This is a genomic window from Sphingomonas bacterium, from assembly GCF_903642285.1.
GTDB lineage: Bacteria > Pseudomonadota > Alphaproteobacteria > Sphingomonadales > Sphingomonadaceae > Sphingomonas.
This window is the reverse complement of sequence record NZ_CAHJWJ010000006.1, coordinates 58,163-73,283: the sequence shown is the minus strand read 5'-3', so window position 1 is coordinate 73,283 and position 15,121 is coordinate 58,163. Positions and strand designations below refer to the sequence as shown.

Annotated in this window: 16 protein-coding genes, 1 tRNA gene and 1 pseudogene; 8 read left to right on the top strand and 10 right to left on the bottom strand. The window is 68.2% G+C overall.

What is annotated here, in order from left to right; translation table 11 throughout:
- Positions 1–83: 83 nt before the first annotated feature.
- Both HUU99_RS04740 and HUU99_RS04735 read right to left on the bottom strand, forming a co-directional pair.
- Positions 84–1,307, bottom strand: coding sequence for a pyridoxal-dependent decarboxylase, exosortase A system-associated (locus HUU99_RS04740; protein ID WP_174285427.1), 1,224 nt, complete (start codon positions 1,305–1,307; stop codon positions 84–86).
- The gene (locus tag HUU99_RS04735; RefSeq protein WP_174285426.1) at positions 1,304–2,908 is read right to left on the bottom strand and encodes an AMP-binding protein; all 1,605 of its coding nucleotides are present in this window, start codon (positions 2,906–2,908) and stop codon (positions 1,304–1,306) included. Before HUU99_RS04735 ends, HUU99_RS04740 begins: the two co-directional genes overlap by 4 nt.
- Positions 2,909–2,990: 82 nt before the next feature.
- On the opposite strand from HUU99_RS04735, the gene HUU99_RS04730 reads away from it, so the two are divergent.
- The 3 genes from HUU99_RS04730 to HUU99_RS04720 are packed head-to-tail and all read left to right on the top strand — an operon-like array spanning position 2,991 to position 4,734.
- Positions 2,991–3,263 carry an acyl carrier protein gene (locus HUU99_RS04730; RefSeq protein WP_174285425.1) on the top strand — a complete coding sequence of 91 codons (273 nt, stop codon included), beginning with the start codon at positions 2,991–2,993 and terminating at the stop codon, positions 3,261–3,263.
- An 11-nt stretch (positions 3,264–3,274) separates the two neighbouring features.
- Positions 3,275–3,973, top strand: coding sequence for a hypothetical protein (locus tag HUU99_RS04725; RefSeq protein WP_254602924.1), 699 nt, complete (start codon positions 3,275–3,277; stop codon positions 3,971–3,973).
- Positions 3,961–4,734: a hydrolase 1, exosortase A system-associated gene (locus tag HUU99_RS04720; protein WP_174285424.1), complete on the top strand. Its 774-nt coding sequence runs from the start codon at positions 3,961–3,963 to the stop codon at positions 4,732–4,734. Before HUU99_RS04725 ends, HUU99_RS04720 begins: the two co-directional genes overlap by 13 nt.
- 94 nt (positions 4,735–4,828) lie before the next feature.
- Here HUU99_RS04720 and trxB read toward each other — a convergent pair whose 3' ends face one another.
- Positions 4,829–5,797, bottom strand: a complete 969-nt coding sequence (gene trxB / locus HUU99_RS04715; protein WP_174285423.1) for a thioredoxin-disulfide reductase — start codon at positions 5,795–5,797, stop codon at positions 4,829–4,831.
- A gap of 80 nt (positions 5,798–5,877) precedes the next feature.
- Here trxB and mobA point away from each other — a divergent pair, with 80 nt between their 5' ends.
- On the top strand, positions 5,878–6,504 hold the full coding sequence (gene mobA / locus HUU99_RS15485) for a molybdenum cofactor guanylyltransferase (protein ID WP_254602923.1): 627 nt from the start codon (positions 5,878–5,880) through the stop codon (positions 6,502–6,504).
- Positions 6,501–7,310, top strand: a complete 810-nt coding sequence (gene fdhD / locus HUU99_RS04705; RefSeq protein WP_302479970.1) for a formate dehydrogenase accessory sulfurtransferase FdhD — start codon at positions 6,501–6,503, stop codon at positions 7,308–7,310. The genes mobA and fdhD overlap by 4 nt, the downstream gene beginning before the upstream one ends.
- On the opposite strand, the gene HUU99_RS04700 is transcribed toward fdhD, so the two are convergent.
- The 3 genes from HUU99_RS04700 to HUU99_RS04690 form a co-directional block, all read right to left on the bottom strand.
- Positions 7,289–7,365 (bottom strand) — tRNA-Met (locus HUU99_RS04700). The genes fdhD and HUU99_RS04700 overlap by 22 nt on opposite strands.
- Before the next feature lie 55 nt (positions 7,366–7,420).
- Positions 7,421–7,936 carry a 2'-5' RNA ligase family protein gene (locus tag HUU99_RS04695; RefSeq protein WP_254602921.1) on the bottom strand — a complete coding sequence of 172 codons (516 nt, stop codon included), beginning with the start codon at positions 7,934–7,936 and terminating at the stop codon, positions 7,421–7,423.
- Positions 7,933–9,822 carry a potassium transporter Kup gene (locus tag HUU99_RS04690; protein ID WP_254602936.1) on the bottom strand — a complete coding sequence of 630 codons (1,890 nt, stop codon included), beginning with the start codon at positions 9,820–9,822 and terminating at the stop codon, positions 7,933–7,935. The genes HUU99_RS04695 and HUU99_RS04690 overlap by 4 nt, the downstream gene beginning before the upstream one ends.
- 191 nt (positions 9,823–10,013) lie before the next feature.
- Between HUU99_RS04690 and ald the strand changes: the two genes are divergently transcribed.
- The 3 genes and pseudogenes from ald to HUU99_RS15775 all read left to right on the top strand — a co-directional run.
- Positions 10,014–11,120 (top strand): alanine dehydrogenase, encoded by a 1,107-nt coding sequence (gene ald / locus HUU99_RS04685; RefSeq protein ID WP_174285420.1) that lies wholly within the window; start codon positions 10,014–10,016, stop codon positions 11,118–11,120.
- Between the two features lie 51 nt (positions 11,121–11,171).
- The gene (locus HUU99_RS04680) at positions 11,172–11,393 is read left to right on the top strand and encodes a DUF3072 domain-containing protein (RefSeq protein WP_174285419.1); all 222 of its coding nucleotides are present in this window, start codon (positions 11,172–11,174) and stop codon (positions 11,391–11,393) included.
- A gap of 6 nt (positions 11,394–11,399) precedes the next feature.
- Positions 11,400–11,468, top strand: a pseudogene (locus HUU99_RS15775) (DUF3072 domain-containing protein); the annotation flags it as partial.
- Positions 11,469–11,502: 34 nt separating this feature from the next.
- Here the strand turns inward: HUU99_RS15775 and HUU99_RS04670 are convergent.
- From HUU99_RS04670 to HUU99_RS04655, 4 genes are read right to left on the bottom strand one after another with little or no spacing between them, the layout of a single operon-like run.
- Complete coding sequence (locus tag HUU99_RS04670) at positions 11,503–12,138, bottom strand: tetratricopeptide repeat protein (RefSeq protein ID WP_174285418.1); 636 nt, start codon at positions 12,136–12,138, stop codon at positions 11,503–11,505.
- Complete coding sequence (locus HUU99_RS04665) at positions 12,138–12,518, bottom strand: cytochrome c-type biogenesis protein (protein WP_254602935.1); 381 nt, start codon at positions 12,516–12,518, stop codon at positions 12,138–12,140. Before HUU99_RS04665 ends, HUU99_RS04670 begins: the two co-directional genes overlap by 1 nt.
- 26 nt (positions 12,519–12,544) lie before the next feature.
- Positions 12,545–13,069 carry a redoxin family protein gene (locus HUU99_RS04660; RefSeq protein ID WP_174285416.1) on the bottom strand — a complete coding sequence of 175 codons (525 nt, stop codon included), beginning with the start codon at positions 13,067–13,069 and terminating at the stop codon, positions 12,545–12,547.
- Positions 13,066–14,997, bottom strand: a complete 1,932-nt coding sequence (locus HUU99_RS04655) for a heme lyase CcmF/NrfE family subunit (RefSeq protein WP_174285415.1) — start codon at positions 14,995–14,997, stop codon at positions 13,066–13,068. Before HUU99_RS04655 ends, HUU99_RS04660 begins: the two co-directional genes overlap by 4 nt.
- Between the last annotated feature and the right edge of the window lie 124 nt (positions 14,998–15,121).

Here is a 15,121-nt window from a genome sequence, read left to right as displayed (position 1 = left end):
GGGACGGCACGGGTCTTCAGGACCGGCTATGCTCGGGAGAGGTGAAGATAGCGTTAGTGACGTACGCAAAGCCGTCCGGCGGGCTAGCCGGAAACCCGTTCCGCGGCAGGGGGATGGCCGAGGAATCCGGTGGGGCTGGCGCTGGCACCGTAAGCCCCGGCGAGGAAGATGGCGATCAGGTCGCCGGCCCTGGCCTGCGGCAATGCGATGCGATCACCAAGCCGGTCGAGCGGGGTGCAGAGCGGACCGACGACGGACACGGTCTCCTCCGGCTCCGCACCCATCGCCGACGCCACCGCGAGAGGATAGTTGCGTCGGACGACGGTGCCGAAATTGCCGCTCGCCGCCAATTGGTGGTTCAGGCCGCCGTCGACGACCAGGAAAATCTCGCCGTGGCTGAGCTTCCGGTCGACGATACGAGTCAGATACACGCCCGCCTCCGCCACCAGCCAGCGACCGAGTTCGATCGCGAAGCGGCTGTCCGCCAGGATCGCCGCGCGCGCGCCCAGCGCGTCGGTCAGTCGAGCGCCGACCGTCTCGACGTCGAGCGCGCGGTCGTTCGCGAAATAAGGCACGCCGAACCCGCCGCCCAGATTGACGAGCGGTGGCGCGGCCCCGACCGCCTCCGCCAGCCGGGCGGCCAGCGCCAGCGTCGCGTCCTGCGTGTCCGCGATCGCCGCGGCATCGAGCGCCTGCGACCCGGCGTAGAAATGCAAACCCCGCCAGTCCGCACCGCCGCCGATCAGTTTCCGGACCAACGCCGCTGCCTGATCGGCATCGACCCCGAACGGCGATGCGCGACCGCCCATCTTCATTCCCGAGCCGCGCAGTTCGACGTCCGGATTGACCCGAACCGCCAGCCGCGGCGCGATGCCGAGCCGATCGCCGATCGCCAGCGCCCGCGCGCCTTCGCTTTCGGACTCGACGTTCAGCGTCGCGCCCGCGCCGATCGCGATCGCCAGTTCATCGTCACGCTTGCCCGGCCCCGCAAAGCTGATCGCGGCGGCGGGCTTGGCCGCCAGCGCGAGACGCAATTCCCCCGCCGATGCGACGTCCAGTCCGTCAACCAGCGGCGCGATCACCGCGATCAGCGGGGGGTGGGGATTGGCCTTGATCGCGTAATGCAGGTCGACCGCGGGCATCGCGGCGCGAAACCGCGCGACCCGCGCGGCAACGATCGCGGCGTCGTAGACGAACAGCGGCGTGTCGCCCGCCTCCGCCACCCAATCCTCGGCACGGCGTCCGCCGATCGTCAGCGCGCCGTCCAGTCCCGCGAATTCGGGTGGCAAGGGGCCCATCGGCTTCATGACGTCACTGCCGCCCGAACGCCCGCGCGATCGAGCTTCCCGTTCGCGTTGCGCGGCAGTCCGGCACGCCATTCATAGCGCGCGGGTTGCATGAAACTGGGCAGCAGCGCCTTCAGCCGGGTACGCAGCGCCGGTTCGTTCGCCGCATCGCCGGCCGCGACGACGACGATCGCCTGTCCCAGCCGATCGTCGGGAACACCGACCGCCACCGCCTCGCGGGCCTCGCCGCCCGCCATCACCGCCTCTTCGATCTCGCCCGGGCTGATCCGATTGCCCGCGGATTTGATCATCTCGTCATCGCGCCCTACAAATCGCAGCAGCCCGTCCGTGCCCTCGATCACGGTATCGCCCGACCATACCGCCAAACCGGTCGAGACGGCGAAATCGGGCGCGGCGCGGAAACGCAGCGCGGTCCGTTCGGCATCGCGCCAATAGCCCTGCGCGACGAGCGGCCCGGCGTGGACGAGCTCCCCCGCCACGCCGGGCGCGGCGCGCGTACCGTCCGGGGCGACGACCATCACCTCGGCGAAGGGGATCGCTCTGCCCATCGCATCGGGATGCGCGTCGATCAGCGCGGGGTCCAGCCATGTCGACCGGAACGCCTCGGTCAGCCCGTACATCGCGACGATGTCCGCACCCGGGAATTGCGCCCCCAACCCGCGCACCAGTCGCGGAGTCAGCGCACCGCCAGAATTGGTCAGCCGCCGTAGCCGCGCCGCGGTTTGCGCCGGCCAATCGACCTCCAGCAGCTGCATCCACAGCGGCGGCACCCCGGCGAGCGTCGTCGCCTCGAACCGCTCGACCGCCTTCACCACGTCGCGCGGCACCAGATAGTCGATCGGCGCGACCGACGCCCCCGCCGCCCAGGCCGAGAACAACTGGTTCTGGCCATAGTCGAAGCTGAGCGGGAGGACGCCGAGGACCCGGTCGGCCGGTGCCAGCCGAAGATAGTGCGCGACCGATATGGCACCAAGCCAGAGGTTCGCGTGGCTGAGCATCACGCCCTTGGGCCGGCCGGTGGAACCGGAGGTGTAGAGGATCGCGGCGAGGGTGTCGGGGTGGGCGTCGGAAGGGGAGAGGTATTCGTCAGTTCTCCTCCCCGGCGCAGGCCGGGGCCCAATTGGGTCGAAGGGTATTGGCAGCAGCGCATCGTCATCAACGCGCCCCCAATTGGGCCCCGGCCTTCGCCGGGGAGGAGATAACTCGGACTCGTCGACCAGCTGACACTCGATCGGAAGATCGCCGGCCTCCAGCGTGCCCGCGCGCGCACCCTGCGTCACCAGCAACCGCGCGCCGCTGTCGCCGAGGATATGCGTGACTTGCGCGCGGCGGAGCAGCGGGTTGATCGGGACATGCACCAGCCCCGCGCGCGCCGCCGCCAGCGGCATGATGCACGCCATCCGCGTCTTGGGCAGCCACGTCGCCACCCGGTCGCCCGCCGCCAGCCCCTGCCGCGACAGCCAGTATGCCACCGCGCCGACCGCCTCTTCCAGCGCCGCGAAGGTCATCGTCCCCGCCCGGTCGACCAGCGCGACGTCGTCCGCGCACCCGCACGTCGGCAGGTGGTCGAGCGGCCGGGGCAAGGGATCGAGCGCGATCATCGCGCCCCTCATAGCGCCAAGCCGTTGCCGAATTCACCCCCGCGCTCTAACGGGCGGCGTTTGGCTACGAAGGCGAGGCGGCGTGATCCCCGAAGGCAAGACACTGGTCGACGAAACGGTGCGCGCGGTGCTCGCGGATATTCTCGGCTTGTCGTCCGAGCGAGTCGCCGCCTTTGATCCGGAAACGCCGTTGTTCGGCGCGCTGCCCGAACTCGACTCGATGGCGGTGGCCGGCGTGCTGACCGAGCTGGAGGACCGGCTCGGCATCGTCATTGACGACGACGAGGTGGACGGCGAGATGCTGGAGACGTTCGGTGCGCTGACCGCCTTCGCCGCGTCCAAGGCGCTGGCCTGACGACCGCCGGCATGACCGGCGATCCACGCATCGACGGCTATGACTCGGCGTGCGGGCGCGAGGCGATGCTTCGGTTCGGGCCGGATGAGGGGCCGGTCGTCATCGCAGCGCTACCGCTGTTCGAGGAGGCGAACCGGACACGGGCGTTCGTCGTCGCGATTTTGCGGGCGCTGGCGGTGCGGGGCATCGGCGGTGCCCTACCCGATCTGCCCGGACAGGGGGAGAGCATGGTCGCGCTGGAGACGACAACGCTCGCGGACATGCGGGCAGCGTTCACCGCCGCCGCTCGGCACGCGTGCGGCGGCGGCGGTCGGCGCGGCTACGCCGTCACGATCCGAAGCGGCGCGATATTGGATGGGGATGCTGGGCTCGCGGGCTGCTGGCAACTCGCCCCCCAGGACGGCCCCGCAATGTTGCGCGAACTGTCGCGAATGAGGCAGTCGGACAGCAGATCAAGCCAGCTTGGCGACGACGCGACGCCCGTCGCGGTCGCCGGCAATCTCCTCGGCCCCCGGCTGCTCGCCGAACTGACGATCGCCGTGCCCAGCGGCCCGAGCCGCATCGTCCGCCTGTCGACCGACCCCGCACCCGCCGATCGAAAGGTCGACGGTGCCCCACTATGGCGCCGCAGCGAGCCGGGCACCGACGCCGCGCTATCGCAGATACTTGCAGACGATATCGCAGACTGGATCGCAGCATGCGAAGGCTGATCGCCTTTCCCTGCAACGGCGACAGGCTGCTCGGGTCGATCGACGCGGCGGATGGCGCGACCGGGTTGCTGATCGTGTCCGGCGGCAACGAAGTCCGCAGTGGGGCGCACCGCGGCATGGCGTTGCTCGCCGCGTCGCTCGCCGCACGCGGCATACCCGTATTCCGCTACGACCGCCGCGGGATCGGCGACTCGAGCGGGACGAACACCGGCTATACCGGCACGAAGGACGATCTGATCGCCGCCGTCGCCGCGTTCCGCGCGCACGCGCCGCAGGTCGCGCGCATCGTCGGCTTCGGCAATTGCGATGCGGCGACCACGCTCGCGCTGTTCGGCCGGACGGCGGGGATCGATGCGATCGTCCTCGCCAATCCATGGGTCGTGCAGCATGACGATACCCTCCCCCCCGCCGCGGCGATCAGGGCGCGCTATACGCAGCAACTGCGCGACCCCGCGACGTGGTGGCGCGCGCTCAAGGGCGGGATCGATATCGGGAAGGCGCTTCGCGGAATGCGCAAGATCGCTGCGACGCCGTCGCAACCCCAGACGCTGGCGGACGACGTGATCGCCGCGATCCGCGACTGGGATACCGAAGCGCATATCGTGCTCGCGAAAGGTGATGCGACCGCCATCACCTTCGCCGATGCCGCACGCCACCGGCGGCTTGGAACGCGCACCACGATCGTCCCGACCGACTCGCACAGTTTCGCACGCGCAGGGGACGGGGCGGCGCTGGAGGCGGCGATCGTGGCGGCGCTATAGGTCACACCGTTCTTCTGCGAACGCAGGAGCCCAGGGTCACGGAATGCACCGCCCGTGGCCCCCGGGCCCCCGCCTTCGCGGGGGAACAATCGCCCTACTCCGCCGCTTCCCGCATCTCCGCGAACTCCGCCGCCGCGAGGAAACGCTCGGCATCCAGCGCCGCCATGCACCCCGTCCCCGCCGCAGTCACCGCCTGGCGATAGATCTTGTCCGCCACGTCGCCGCACGCGAACACGCCAGGTACGCTGGTCTTGGTCGACCCCGTCTCGACCGCGACATAGCCGTCGGCGTCGAGATCGAGATGCCCGCGAAACAGCTCGGTCGCCGGATGGTGCCCGATCGCGACGAAGCCGCCGTCGACGGCCAGCCGGCTATGTTCGCCCGTAACCGTGTCCTCCAAGTCCAGCGCAACCAGCCCGGCGGTGCCGCCGCCATCGACGAAGCCGCGGACTTCCTTGTTCCACAGCACTCGCACGCCTTTGTGCGCGAACAGCCGGTCCTGAAGGATCCGCTCCGCGCGCAGCGTGTCGCGACGGTGGATCAGCGTCACGTCGGGGGAATGGTTGGTGAGGTACAACGCCTCCTCGACCGCGGTATTGCCGCCGCCGATCACCGCGACCTTCTTGCCGCGGTAGAAGAAGCCGTCGCAGGTCGCGCAGGCGCTGACGCCCTTGCCCTTCATCGGCTCCTCGCTGTCGAGGCCGAGCCATTTCGCCTGCGCGCCCGTCGCGATGACCAGGACGTCGCCTTCGTATATATCGCCGCCGTCGCCGGTCAGGCGGAACGGGCGGCGGGTCAAATCGACCGAGACGATCGTGTCCCACATCATCCGCGTGCCGACATGCTCCGCCTGTTTCTGCATTTGCGCCATCAGCCACGGCCCCTGGATGACGTCGGCGAAGCCGGGGTAGTTCTCGACATCGGTGGTGGTCGTCAACTGCCCGCCGGGCTGGATCCCCTGCACGACGATCGGTGCCATGCCGGCCCGCGCGCCGTAGATCGCGGCGGACAGCCCCGCCGGTCCTGAGCCGAGGACGAGCATGCGGGTGGTGTGGGTGGTCATCGATCGTTTCCTGTTCGTCTTGGTACTTGATCTAGGCGCTTGGCAGGCGGATTTGAATGGCGTGCCGACGGAGAGGGTAAATGACGAGAACGATGGGCGCGGTGTTGGCTGGCGGGCGATCGTCGCGCTTCGGGTCCGACAAGGGTGCGGCGCTGTTCGACGGGATGACGCTGGCAAACCACGCGACCGCTGCGATCGCGCCGTTCGTTGAAGCGGTGATCCGGGTCGGTGGCGCTGGCGGGATTGCGGATGTGCCTGCGTCGGGGCTGGGGCCGCTCGGTGGGATCGCGGCGGCGCTGGATCATGCCGCGCGGTCGGGGTTCGATAGCGTGCTGACAATTGCTTGCGACATGCCGCGCTTGCCGGGCGGCTTGATCGAAGCGCTGCTGGTACGGGCACCGGCGTACTGCGCGGGGGCACCGGTGCTGGGGCATTGGCCGGTATCGGCACTGGACCGACTGTTCGCGCTGCTCACCGAAACGATGATCCTGACACCGTTCGTTCCCAGCGACGTCGAGAAACCTTGCTCGGCGGAAATCGGGCGTATCTCGACATCGCTCGATACGAACGGCGGGAAAGGCGCGCCCGTCAACTTCAAGGTCGGCCCTTCCATTCGGTCATGGGCCCGCACGATCGGGGCGATCCCGATCGAGTCGCCTCAGCCGATCGCCAACGTCAACACCCCCGCGGACTTGCTCGCGCTGTGACCCGGCGCGACGAACCGGTACGGATCATCCACCATGATCGAGCCGATAAGGCAATCCGCGCGGTCGCGGTCGAAGCGCCAGTCGCAATCGAAGTCGACGGCGTCGGCTATGCCGTCATGATGGCGACGCCTTCAGACCTCGAAGCTTTCGCGACCGGCTTCGCGCTGACCGAGCGGCTGGCCGACACGATCGACGACGTCGTCGATGTCGATCCGTTCGAAGCCGAGGCGGGGTGGATCGTCCGCGTGACGCTGCACGATCGGTGCAAGGGGCGGATCCACGACCGAGTCCGCCACCGGACCAGCGATACCGCCTGCGGGCTATGCGGGATCGCCGGCCTCGAGCAGGTCCAGCGTCCGGTTGCCGCCCCCGCGCCGCCGCCGGTCGCCGGCAAAGGCGCGATCTTCGCCGCGCTCGACCACCTTCGCGCGCGTCAACCGCTGAACGCCGCCACCGGCGCGGTCCATGGTGCCGCCGCATGCGATCCGACCGGCACCATCGTCGCGACCTTCGAGGATGTCGGCCGACACAACGCGCTCGACAAGCTGATCGGCTGGCTGGCGATCGATCGCCGCGCGGTCGACGGGTTCGTCCTCGTAACCTCGCGGCTGAGCTTCGAGATGGTGGACAAGGCGCTGGTCGCGCGCGCGCCGATGCTGGTCGGCATCTCCGCGCCGACCACGATGGCGATCGATCATGCACGCGCGCACGGGCTTACCCTGATCGCGCTGGCGCGACCGGATGCGGCACTTGCAGTGGTCGATCCGTACGCGATATTCGCGCGTGGTAGCGAAGGAGGGACTTGAACCCCCGACCCCAGGATTATGATTCCCGTGCTCTAACCAGCTGAGCTACTTCGCCCCGACACGGGCCCGCACTCGCGAGGCGCGGGCTATAGGAACGGTGCCGTAACCGGTCAAGCGAACATGTGGTGCGACAGCGGCTCCCACGGCCCGCCGCGATACCACCACGCGCCCAGCCCCGCGATCTCGACGTCGCGCACCACGAACCCCTGCGACAGCGTGGCGAGCAGGACCTTGGCGACCGGCGGCGCGACCTTGTTCTGGATGGTGACGTGCGGCCGCCAGCCGCCCGCATCCTGCGGCGTCAGCATACCCGTGAAAGCGTCCGCCAACCGCGCGCGGAGGGCCAGGAGGTCCGGCGAGTCGATCCGGTAGGCGACCCCGCGACCAAGCGACATCAGCCCGCTCACCCGCGCCACCGGCGCGTGCACGCCCCGCGTCTCGCCGGTCAGCCGGTGCTTCAGTTCCTGCACCATCGACGGCGGCAGATGATGAAACAGCGTCAGATGCGCGTCGAGCCGGTTGCGCTCGGGCGGAAAATGCGTCCGCCGCATCGTGTCGAAAAAGGCGGTGTCCGCGCGACCGAACAGCGCGGTGACGATGATCGGGGCCGGAACCAGGTCGCTCAAATCTCGACCTGGCTACCAAGTTCGACGACCCGGTTGGTCGGCAGGCGGAAGAACTCCATCGCGCTTTCCGCGTTGCGCAGCATCCACGCGAACAGCTTCTCGCGCCAGATCATCATGCCCGGCCGGTCGGCCGCGAGCAGCGTCTGGCGCGACAGGAAGAAGCTCGTGTCCATCATCTTGAACGCCGCGCCGCATCCGCTGACCAGGCGCAGCGCGGCGGGCACGTCGGGCTCCTCCATGAACCCGTAGCGAAGGACCATACGGTGGAAGCCCTCGCCCAGGCTTTCCAGCGTCGACCGGTCGTCCTCGGGCCAATAGGGCCGGTCGACGATCTTTACCGTCAGCAGGATGACTCGTTCGTGCAGGATCTTGTTGTGCTTCAGGTTATGCAGCAGCGCGTGCGGTACGCCGTCCGCGCTCGACGTCATGAATACAGCGGTGCCGGGCACGCGCGATGCGGAGCCGGCGGCGGAACCGATGAAGACCCTCATCGGCATTGCCGCTTCGCGCATCCGGTCGACCATCAGCTCGCGCCCCTTCGACCAGGTCGTCAGGATCGTGAACATGACCAAGCCGACGAGCAACGGGAACCAGCCGCCAGACGGCACCTTGGTCAGGTTCGCAGTGAAATACGCGCCGTCGACCACGAAGAACAGCGCGAGCAGCGGCAGCGCGGCGATCTTCGGCCAATGCCACAGCCGCGTCAGCACGATGCCGAGCATGCAGGTGTCGATCAACATCGCGCCTGTCACCGCGATCCCATAGGCATTGGTCAGGTTCGACGACGTCCGGAAGAAGATGACGAGCAGGATCACCATGGTCACGAGCAGCCAGTTGACGACCGGGATGTAGATCTGCCCGACCGTCACCGCACTGGTATGTTCGATCCGAAGTCGCGGCATGAAGCCGAGCTGGATCGCCTGCTGCGTGACGGAGAACACGCCCGAGATCACCGCTTGGCTGGCGATCACCGCTGCGGCGGTGGCGAGCAGAACGAGCGGCAGCTGCAGCCTGTCCGGTGCCAGTTCGTAGAAGGGGTTATGCAGCACCGACATGCCTTCGCGCAGCAGCAGCGCGCCCTGCCCCATATAATTCAGCATCAGCGCCGGCAGGACGAAGAACAGCCAGGAAATTCCGATCGGCCGCCGTCCGAAATGCCCCATGTCCGAATACAGCGCCTCCGCCCCCGCGACCGCCAGCACCACCGATCCCAATGCCAGGAACGCGCGCACCGGATCGCGAACGAAGAACGCGACGGCATAATGCGGCGACAGCGCCAGGAGAACGAACGGCGTCTTCACGATGCTGAACACGCCGAGCACCGCGATCGTCGCGAAATAGAGGAGCATGACCGGCCCGAAATAATAACCGACCCGCGCGGTCCCGTTCCGCTGGATCGAGAACAGGCACAGCAGGACGACGACCGCGGCCGGCAGCACGAGCGCGCCGAACGTCGGCGAGACGACGCTCAGCCCCTCGACCGCCGATACCACCGACACCGCCGGCGTGATCATGCTGTCGCCGAAGAACAACGCCGTCGCGAAGACGGCGAGCATCGCGATACCCTGGCTCCAGCGGCGAGTCTTCGTGCGTCCCGACACCAGCGCCAGCAGCGCCAGGCTGCCGCCCTCACCACGATTGTCCGCACGCATGATGATGGCGACATATTTGAAGGTCACCACGATCATCATCGACCAGAAGATCAGGCTGATGACGCCCATGATGTGCAGCGGATCGACCGCGAGCGCATGGTGCCCGGAAAAGGTTTCGCGGAATGCGTATAACGGGCTGGTGCCGATATCACCGAACACGACGCCGACCGCGCCGACCGCCAGCTTCGTCAGCCCGCTGCGACCCTCCGACGGGCCCGCGGGCAGGTCCGGCACGGCCGGGGATGGCGAGTCGGTCACCGGCGGTGCGGCTGGCCGCGAAGTTTGGCGTGCGATATCATGGCGTTGGCTGACTAGCCCCCTAGCCCGGTTTCACCCTCCATAACAGGCCCTCGAGGCACTGCAACGGGGACACGCCGGTGCGGCGTCGTTATAGGCGGCGGCGACAGATCATTCGGAGCGAAGCGATGCGAGTCGGCGTACCCAAGGAAATCAAGAACCACGAATATCGCGTCGGGCTGACGCCGCCGTCGGTGGCCGAACTGGTCGCCGCGGGACATGAGGTCGTCGTCGAGACGATGGCCGGCACGGGGATCGATTTCGAGGACGCGGACTATGTCGCGTCGGGCGCGACGATCCTGTCCGATCCGCAAGCGGTGTTCGCCGCCGCCGACATGATCGTGAAGGTCAAGGAACCGCAAGCCGGCGAGATCGCGCTGCTCGAGCCGCGGCATTTGTTGTTCACCTATCTCCATCTCGCCGCCGACAAGCCGCAGGCGGAGGGGCTGATGGCGTCGGGCGCGACGTGCATCGCCTATGAAACCGTCACCGACGGCCGCCGCGGACTGCCGCTGCTGAAGCCGATGTCCGAGGTCGCGGGGCGAATGTCGGTGCAGGTCGGCGCGCATTATCTGGAGAAGGAACAGGGCGGTCGCGGCGTCCTGCTGGGCGGCGTGCCCGGCGTCGCGCCCGCCAAGGTCGCGATCCTCGGCGGCGGCGTCTCGGGCGTCAACGCCGCGCAGATGGCGGTCGGGATGCGCGCGGATGTCACGATCTACGATATTTCGAACGACCGGCTGGCCGAACTCGACATGTTCTTCTCCAGCCAGATCAAGACCGCCTACGCTTCGAAGGCGGCGATCGCGGCGGCGGTCCGCCAAGCGCATCTCGTCATCGGTGCGGTGCTGGTGCCGGGGGCCGCGGCGCCGAAATTGGTGACACGCGAGATGCTGAAGACGATGAAGCGCGGCTCCGTGCTGGTCGACATCGCGATCGACCAGGGCGGCTGTTTCGAGACCAGCCACGCGACGACGCATGAGAATCCGGTGTTCGAGGTCGACGGCGTGATCCATTATTGCGTCGCCAACATGCCCGGCGCGGTCGCCCGCACCTCGGCGTTCGCGCTCAACAACGCGACGCTGCCATTCGCGCTGAAACTCGCCAATCTGGGCGCGGAAGCCGCAATGCAGGCCGACCCGCACCTCGCCGACGGGTTGAACGTCTACAAGGGCAAGATCGCGTACAAGGCGGTCGCGGATGATCTGGGTTTACCGTTCGAGGCTTGGGCCGCCTGACACGGAACGAACGCGGAACACCGGGGTTGGTACGGGCGAAAGGAATCACCGATGACCGACAGCCACGCCAATCCCAAGGATCACCCGACCGGCAATGCCGAAAAGAACCCCGACGACTGGACGACCGGCGCCGAAGCGATGACCGGCGCGCAGGCCAGTTATCTCAAGACGCTATCGGAGGAAGCGGGCGAGGCGTTCGACGACAGCCTGACCAAGGCCGAGGCGTCGAAGCGGATCGACGCGCTACAGGCGAAGACCGGGCGGGGGGTTTAAGGCGACAGCCTGACCAAGGCCGAGGCGTCGAAGCGGATCGACGCGCTACAGGCGAAGACCGGGCGGGGGGTTTAAGGCGACAGCCCCTCTCCCGTCGGGAGAGGGGCGTTCACCGCTCCCCGCGCCGCTGGAACGACAGGAACCGATCCAGCAACATCAGTCGCACCGCGATATCGCGGCGATACGAAGTTCCAGCGGGCGACAGGCGCAGCGCACGCGTCCAATAACGGTCCGCCTCCGCAAAATCGCCTGTCCGGATATAGGCCAGTCCCGCGAAGAAGGGCGGACCCGGATGAAGCGGTGCCAGACGCATCGCCTGCTGGAATGCGAACAACGCCGGGGGCGAGACGCGGCCGCCGTCATGCGCGGCATAAGTGGTGCCCAATTGCGTCCATAATGCCGCGCTTTGCGGATAATGGCGAATCCCACCGAGCACCGCCTGCACCGCCGCACGTCTTTCGCCCGCCCGCTCCATCGCGTCCGCGGCGATCATGTACGCGCCGTCGCCCGTGAAGCGTCCGAACAGCCGGTCGCGCAAATCGGCGATCATCGGGTCGTCCGGGATCGCGACGGCATCGGGCGTGGCACCGCGGGCCGGCATCGTCGGTCGGCCTTGCAACGCATAACCGGCCGCGCCGAGCATCAGCGCGGCACCGACCATCGTCCACAACAGCCGCGGCACCCGGAGCAGCAGCATCGCGCCAAGCGTCCCCGCCCCGATCACCGCGAGACAGACCCAACCCATCAGCGCCGCCGCCGAAAGCTGCCGCGTGCGATCAGCGCGCCCGCCGCCAGCAGCGCGATCGGTGCGAGCCACAACGGCCATGACGCCGCGAACGGCGGATCATAGCTCACATAATTACCGTAACGCGCGACCAGCCATCCGCGGATCGACTCCGCGCTTTCCCCCGCGGCGATCCGCGTACGCACCAGCGAGCGCATGTCCCCCGCCATCGACGCGTCGCTGTCGACGATCGACTGGCCCTGGCAGACGACGCAGCGAAGCGACAGCATGAGCGCCTTCGCCCGCGCCTCCGCGGCCGGATCGCGGAGCTGCACATTGGCAAAGGGGGCGTTGCTCGGCGGCTCCGCGGCGAGCGTAGCGGGGATCAACGCCAGCAGCATCGGCACCAACGGGCTGGACGCGTGCTTCATGCGCCGCGGACCGCGGCGGCGATTTCGGCGATATCGTCGTCGCGGATGCCGCCGACATGCTGCAGGACGATCCGCCCCTTGCCGTCGATCACGAAGCTTTCCGGTACGCCGGACGACCCGAGCGACAGCTGCACCCGACCCATCCTATCGTCGCCGATCCGTGCATAGGGATTGCCGCCCGCCGCCAGAAAGTCCGCGATATCGGCAGGCTTGTCATGGACGGCGACGCCGTCGATCTCGATCCCCATCGCCTTCAGTCGCAACAGCTGCGGTGCCTCGGCGATGCAGGGCACGCACCAGCTGGCGAAGATGTTCACCAACCGTGGATGACCGTCCGCGAACATCGCGGTGGCAATGCCGGGCCGGTCCGGGGCGATCGGCTTCAGCGCGAAATCGGGCATCGCCTTGCCGACCAGCGCGGAACGGACCGTCCGGTCGGCGGGCCGATAGAGCTGGATCGCGACGACCGCGACGACCGCCAGGAACGCCGCCAGCGGTAGCCACCGTAGCCAATGTCTCACGCCCACACCGCCCGCGCCGCCGCCCGCCGCTCGCGCCGCAACCGGCCGAGCAACGACAGCGACCCGCCTGCCGCGACCAACGCGCCGCCGGCCCAGATCAGCGTTACGAACGGCTTCCACCACAGCCGCAACTGCCAGCGCCCCTGCCCGTCCGGTGCACCGAGCACGGTATAAAGCTGCCCGTCCCAGACCGTCGCGATGGCGCTTTCGCTGGTACCCGTCGGCGGATCGGCAAAATAGCGCGCCTGGGGCTGCAGCCGGATGACGTCGTCGCCGCGGCTGGCGGTCAGTTCGGCCTGGAGCGCCGACCAGTTCTGGCCGATCACCGGGGTGATACCCGTGAGCACGACGCTGTACGGCCCGACGCGGTGCGGCTCGCCGATGCGGACCGCCACCAGAGTCTCCTGCGTGAACGCGCTGTCGCTCGCCATCCCGGCAAGGCTGACCGCGATGCCCAGATGCGCCAGCACCATGCCGTAGGTGAACAGCGGCGTACGGGCGAGGTTGCGCTTCCACAGCGGCGAGATGCTCGCCACCGCCACCCCCGCCGCGATCGCCAGACCGGCGAGCGGCAGGATGCCGATCCCGCCGCCGAACAACGCGAACGCAACCGCGACGACGCACGCCGCCACGATCGGCCAGATCGTCCGCCCCAGCACGACCTGCGCGTCGTCACGCCGCCAGCGAAGCATCGGCCCGACTGCCATGACGCACAGCAGGATCAGCGCGATCGGCCCCACCGTCTTGTCGAAAAAGGGCGCCCCGACCGACAGCTGCACCCCGTACGCCGCGGCGACGAGCGGGTAGAGCGTGCCGATCAGCACGATCCCTAATATCACCGTCAGCAGCAGGTTGTTCGCAACCAGCGCGCCTTCCCGGCTCACCGGTTCGAAGACATTGCCCTGCCGGACCGTCCCCACGCGAAGCGCGAACAGCAGCAGCGCCCCGCCGATATAGATCGCCAGCAGCGCGAGGATGAACGCGCCGCGCCGCGGATCGACCGCAAAAGCATGGACGCTGGTCAGGATGCCGGATCGGACGAGGAACGTCCCGATCATCGACATCGAAAACGCGACGACGGCGAGCATCACGGTCCAGGCGCGGAGGCCGTCGCGCGTCGCCAATACCGTCACCGAATGGAGGAGCGCGGTCGCTGCCAGCCACGGCATCAGCGACGCGTTCTCGACCGGGTCCCAGAACCACCATCCGCCCCAACCGAGATCGTAATAGGCCCAGTAGCTGCCCGCGGTGATCCCGAGCGTCAGGAATATCCACGCCCCCAGCACCCAGGGCCGCATCGCCCGCGCGAACGCCGGACCGACGTCGCGCGTCACCAGCGCACCGACGGCGAAGGAGAACGCCACCGACAACCCGACATAGCCGACATACAGCGTCGGCGGGTGGAACGCCAAGCCGGGGTCCTGCAACAGCGGGTTAAGCCCCTGCCCATCGGCCGGCCCCGGCCACACCCGCGCGAACGGGTTGGAGGCGAAGAGCAGGAAGGCATAAAATCCCAGGGCGATCGCCGCCTGCGCGCCAAGCGTCGCGACCAATGTCCGCGGCGGTAATCGACGTTCGAGGATGGCGACCGCCCCGCCCGCGATGCCCAGGATCGTGACCCAAAGCAGCATCGATCCCTCGTGATTGCCCCAGACGCCGGCGAATTTGTAGATCCAGGGTTTTGCCGAATGACTGTTCTCGACGACCAGCTGAACCGTCATGTCTGAATCCAGAAACACCGCGATCAGGCACGCCATCGCAACCAGCACCAGCACCCCTTGCAGGATCGCGACCGGCCGTACCGACGCGATAAGGTCGTCCTCGGTCGCTCCGTTCGGGCGCGCGAGGGCAAGGATCGCAAGCACCAGCTGCAAGGTCGCCAGCGCGCCGGCGAACCAGAGCGAACTGAGGCCTGCTTCGGCGGTCATGAATGCATCCCGACAACCGCCAGTTGCCCCACCCCGGCGAAGGCCGGGCCCCAGTTGCCACGCACGCGCAACGGCGCGAACCGCCAGCCAACCGAAACCTGCGCAACTGGGCCCCGGCCTCCGC

Bases quoted from the DNA above. Each gene is read 5' to 3' on its own strand.
- HUU99_RS04740 (WP_174285427.1), bottom strand. From the start codon at position 1,307: ATGAAGCCGATGGGCCCCTTGCCACCCGAATTCGCGGGACTGGACGGC.
- HUU99_RS04735 (WP_174285426.1), bottom strand. From the start codon at position 2,908: ATGATCGCGCTCGATCCCTTGCCCCGGCCGCTCGACCACCTGCCGACG.
- HUU99_RS04725 (WP_254602924.1), top strand. From the start codon at position 3,275: ATGACCGGCGATCCACGCATCGACGGCTATGACTCGGCGTGCGGGCGC.
- HUU99_RS04720 (WP_174285424.1), top strand. From the start codon at position 3,961: ATGCGAAGGCTGATCGCCTTTCCCTGCAACGGCGACAGGCTGCTCGGG.
- trxB (WP_174285423.1), bottom strand. From the start codon at position 5,797: ATGACCACCCACACCACCCGCATGCTCGTCCTCGGCTCAGGACCGGCG.
- mobA (WP_254602923.1), top strand. From the start codon at position 5,878: ATGACGAGAACGATGGGCGCGGTGTTGGCTGGCGGGCGATCGTCGCGC.
- ald (WP_174285420.1), top strand. From the start codon at position 10,014: ATGCGAGTCGGCGTACCCAAGGAAATCAAGAACCACGAATATCGCGTC.
- HUU99_RS04680 (WP_174285419.1), top strand. From the start codon at position 11,172: ATGACCGACAGCCACGCCAATCCCAAGGATCACCCGACCGGCAATGCC.
- HUU99_RS04670 (WP_174285418.1), bottom strand. From the start codon at position 12,138: ATGGGTTGGGTCTGTCTCGCGGTGATCGGGGCGGGGACGCTTGGCGCG.
- HUU99_RS04665 (WP_254602935.1), bottom strand. From the start codon at position 12,518: ATGCTGCTGGCGTTGATCCCCGCTACGCTCGCCGCGGAGCCGCCGAGC.
- HUU99_RS04655 (WP_174285415.1), bottom strand. From the start codon at position 14,997: ATGACCGCCGAAGCAGGCCTCAGTTCGCTCTGGTTCGCCGGCGCGCTG.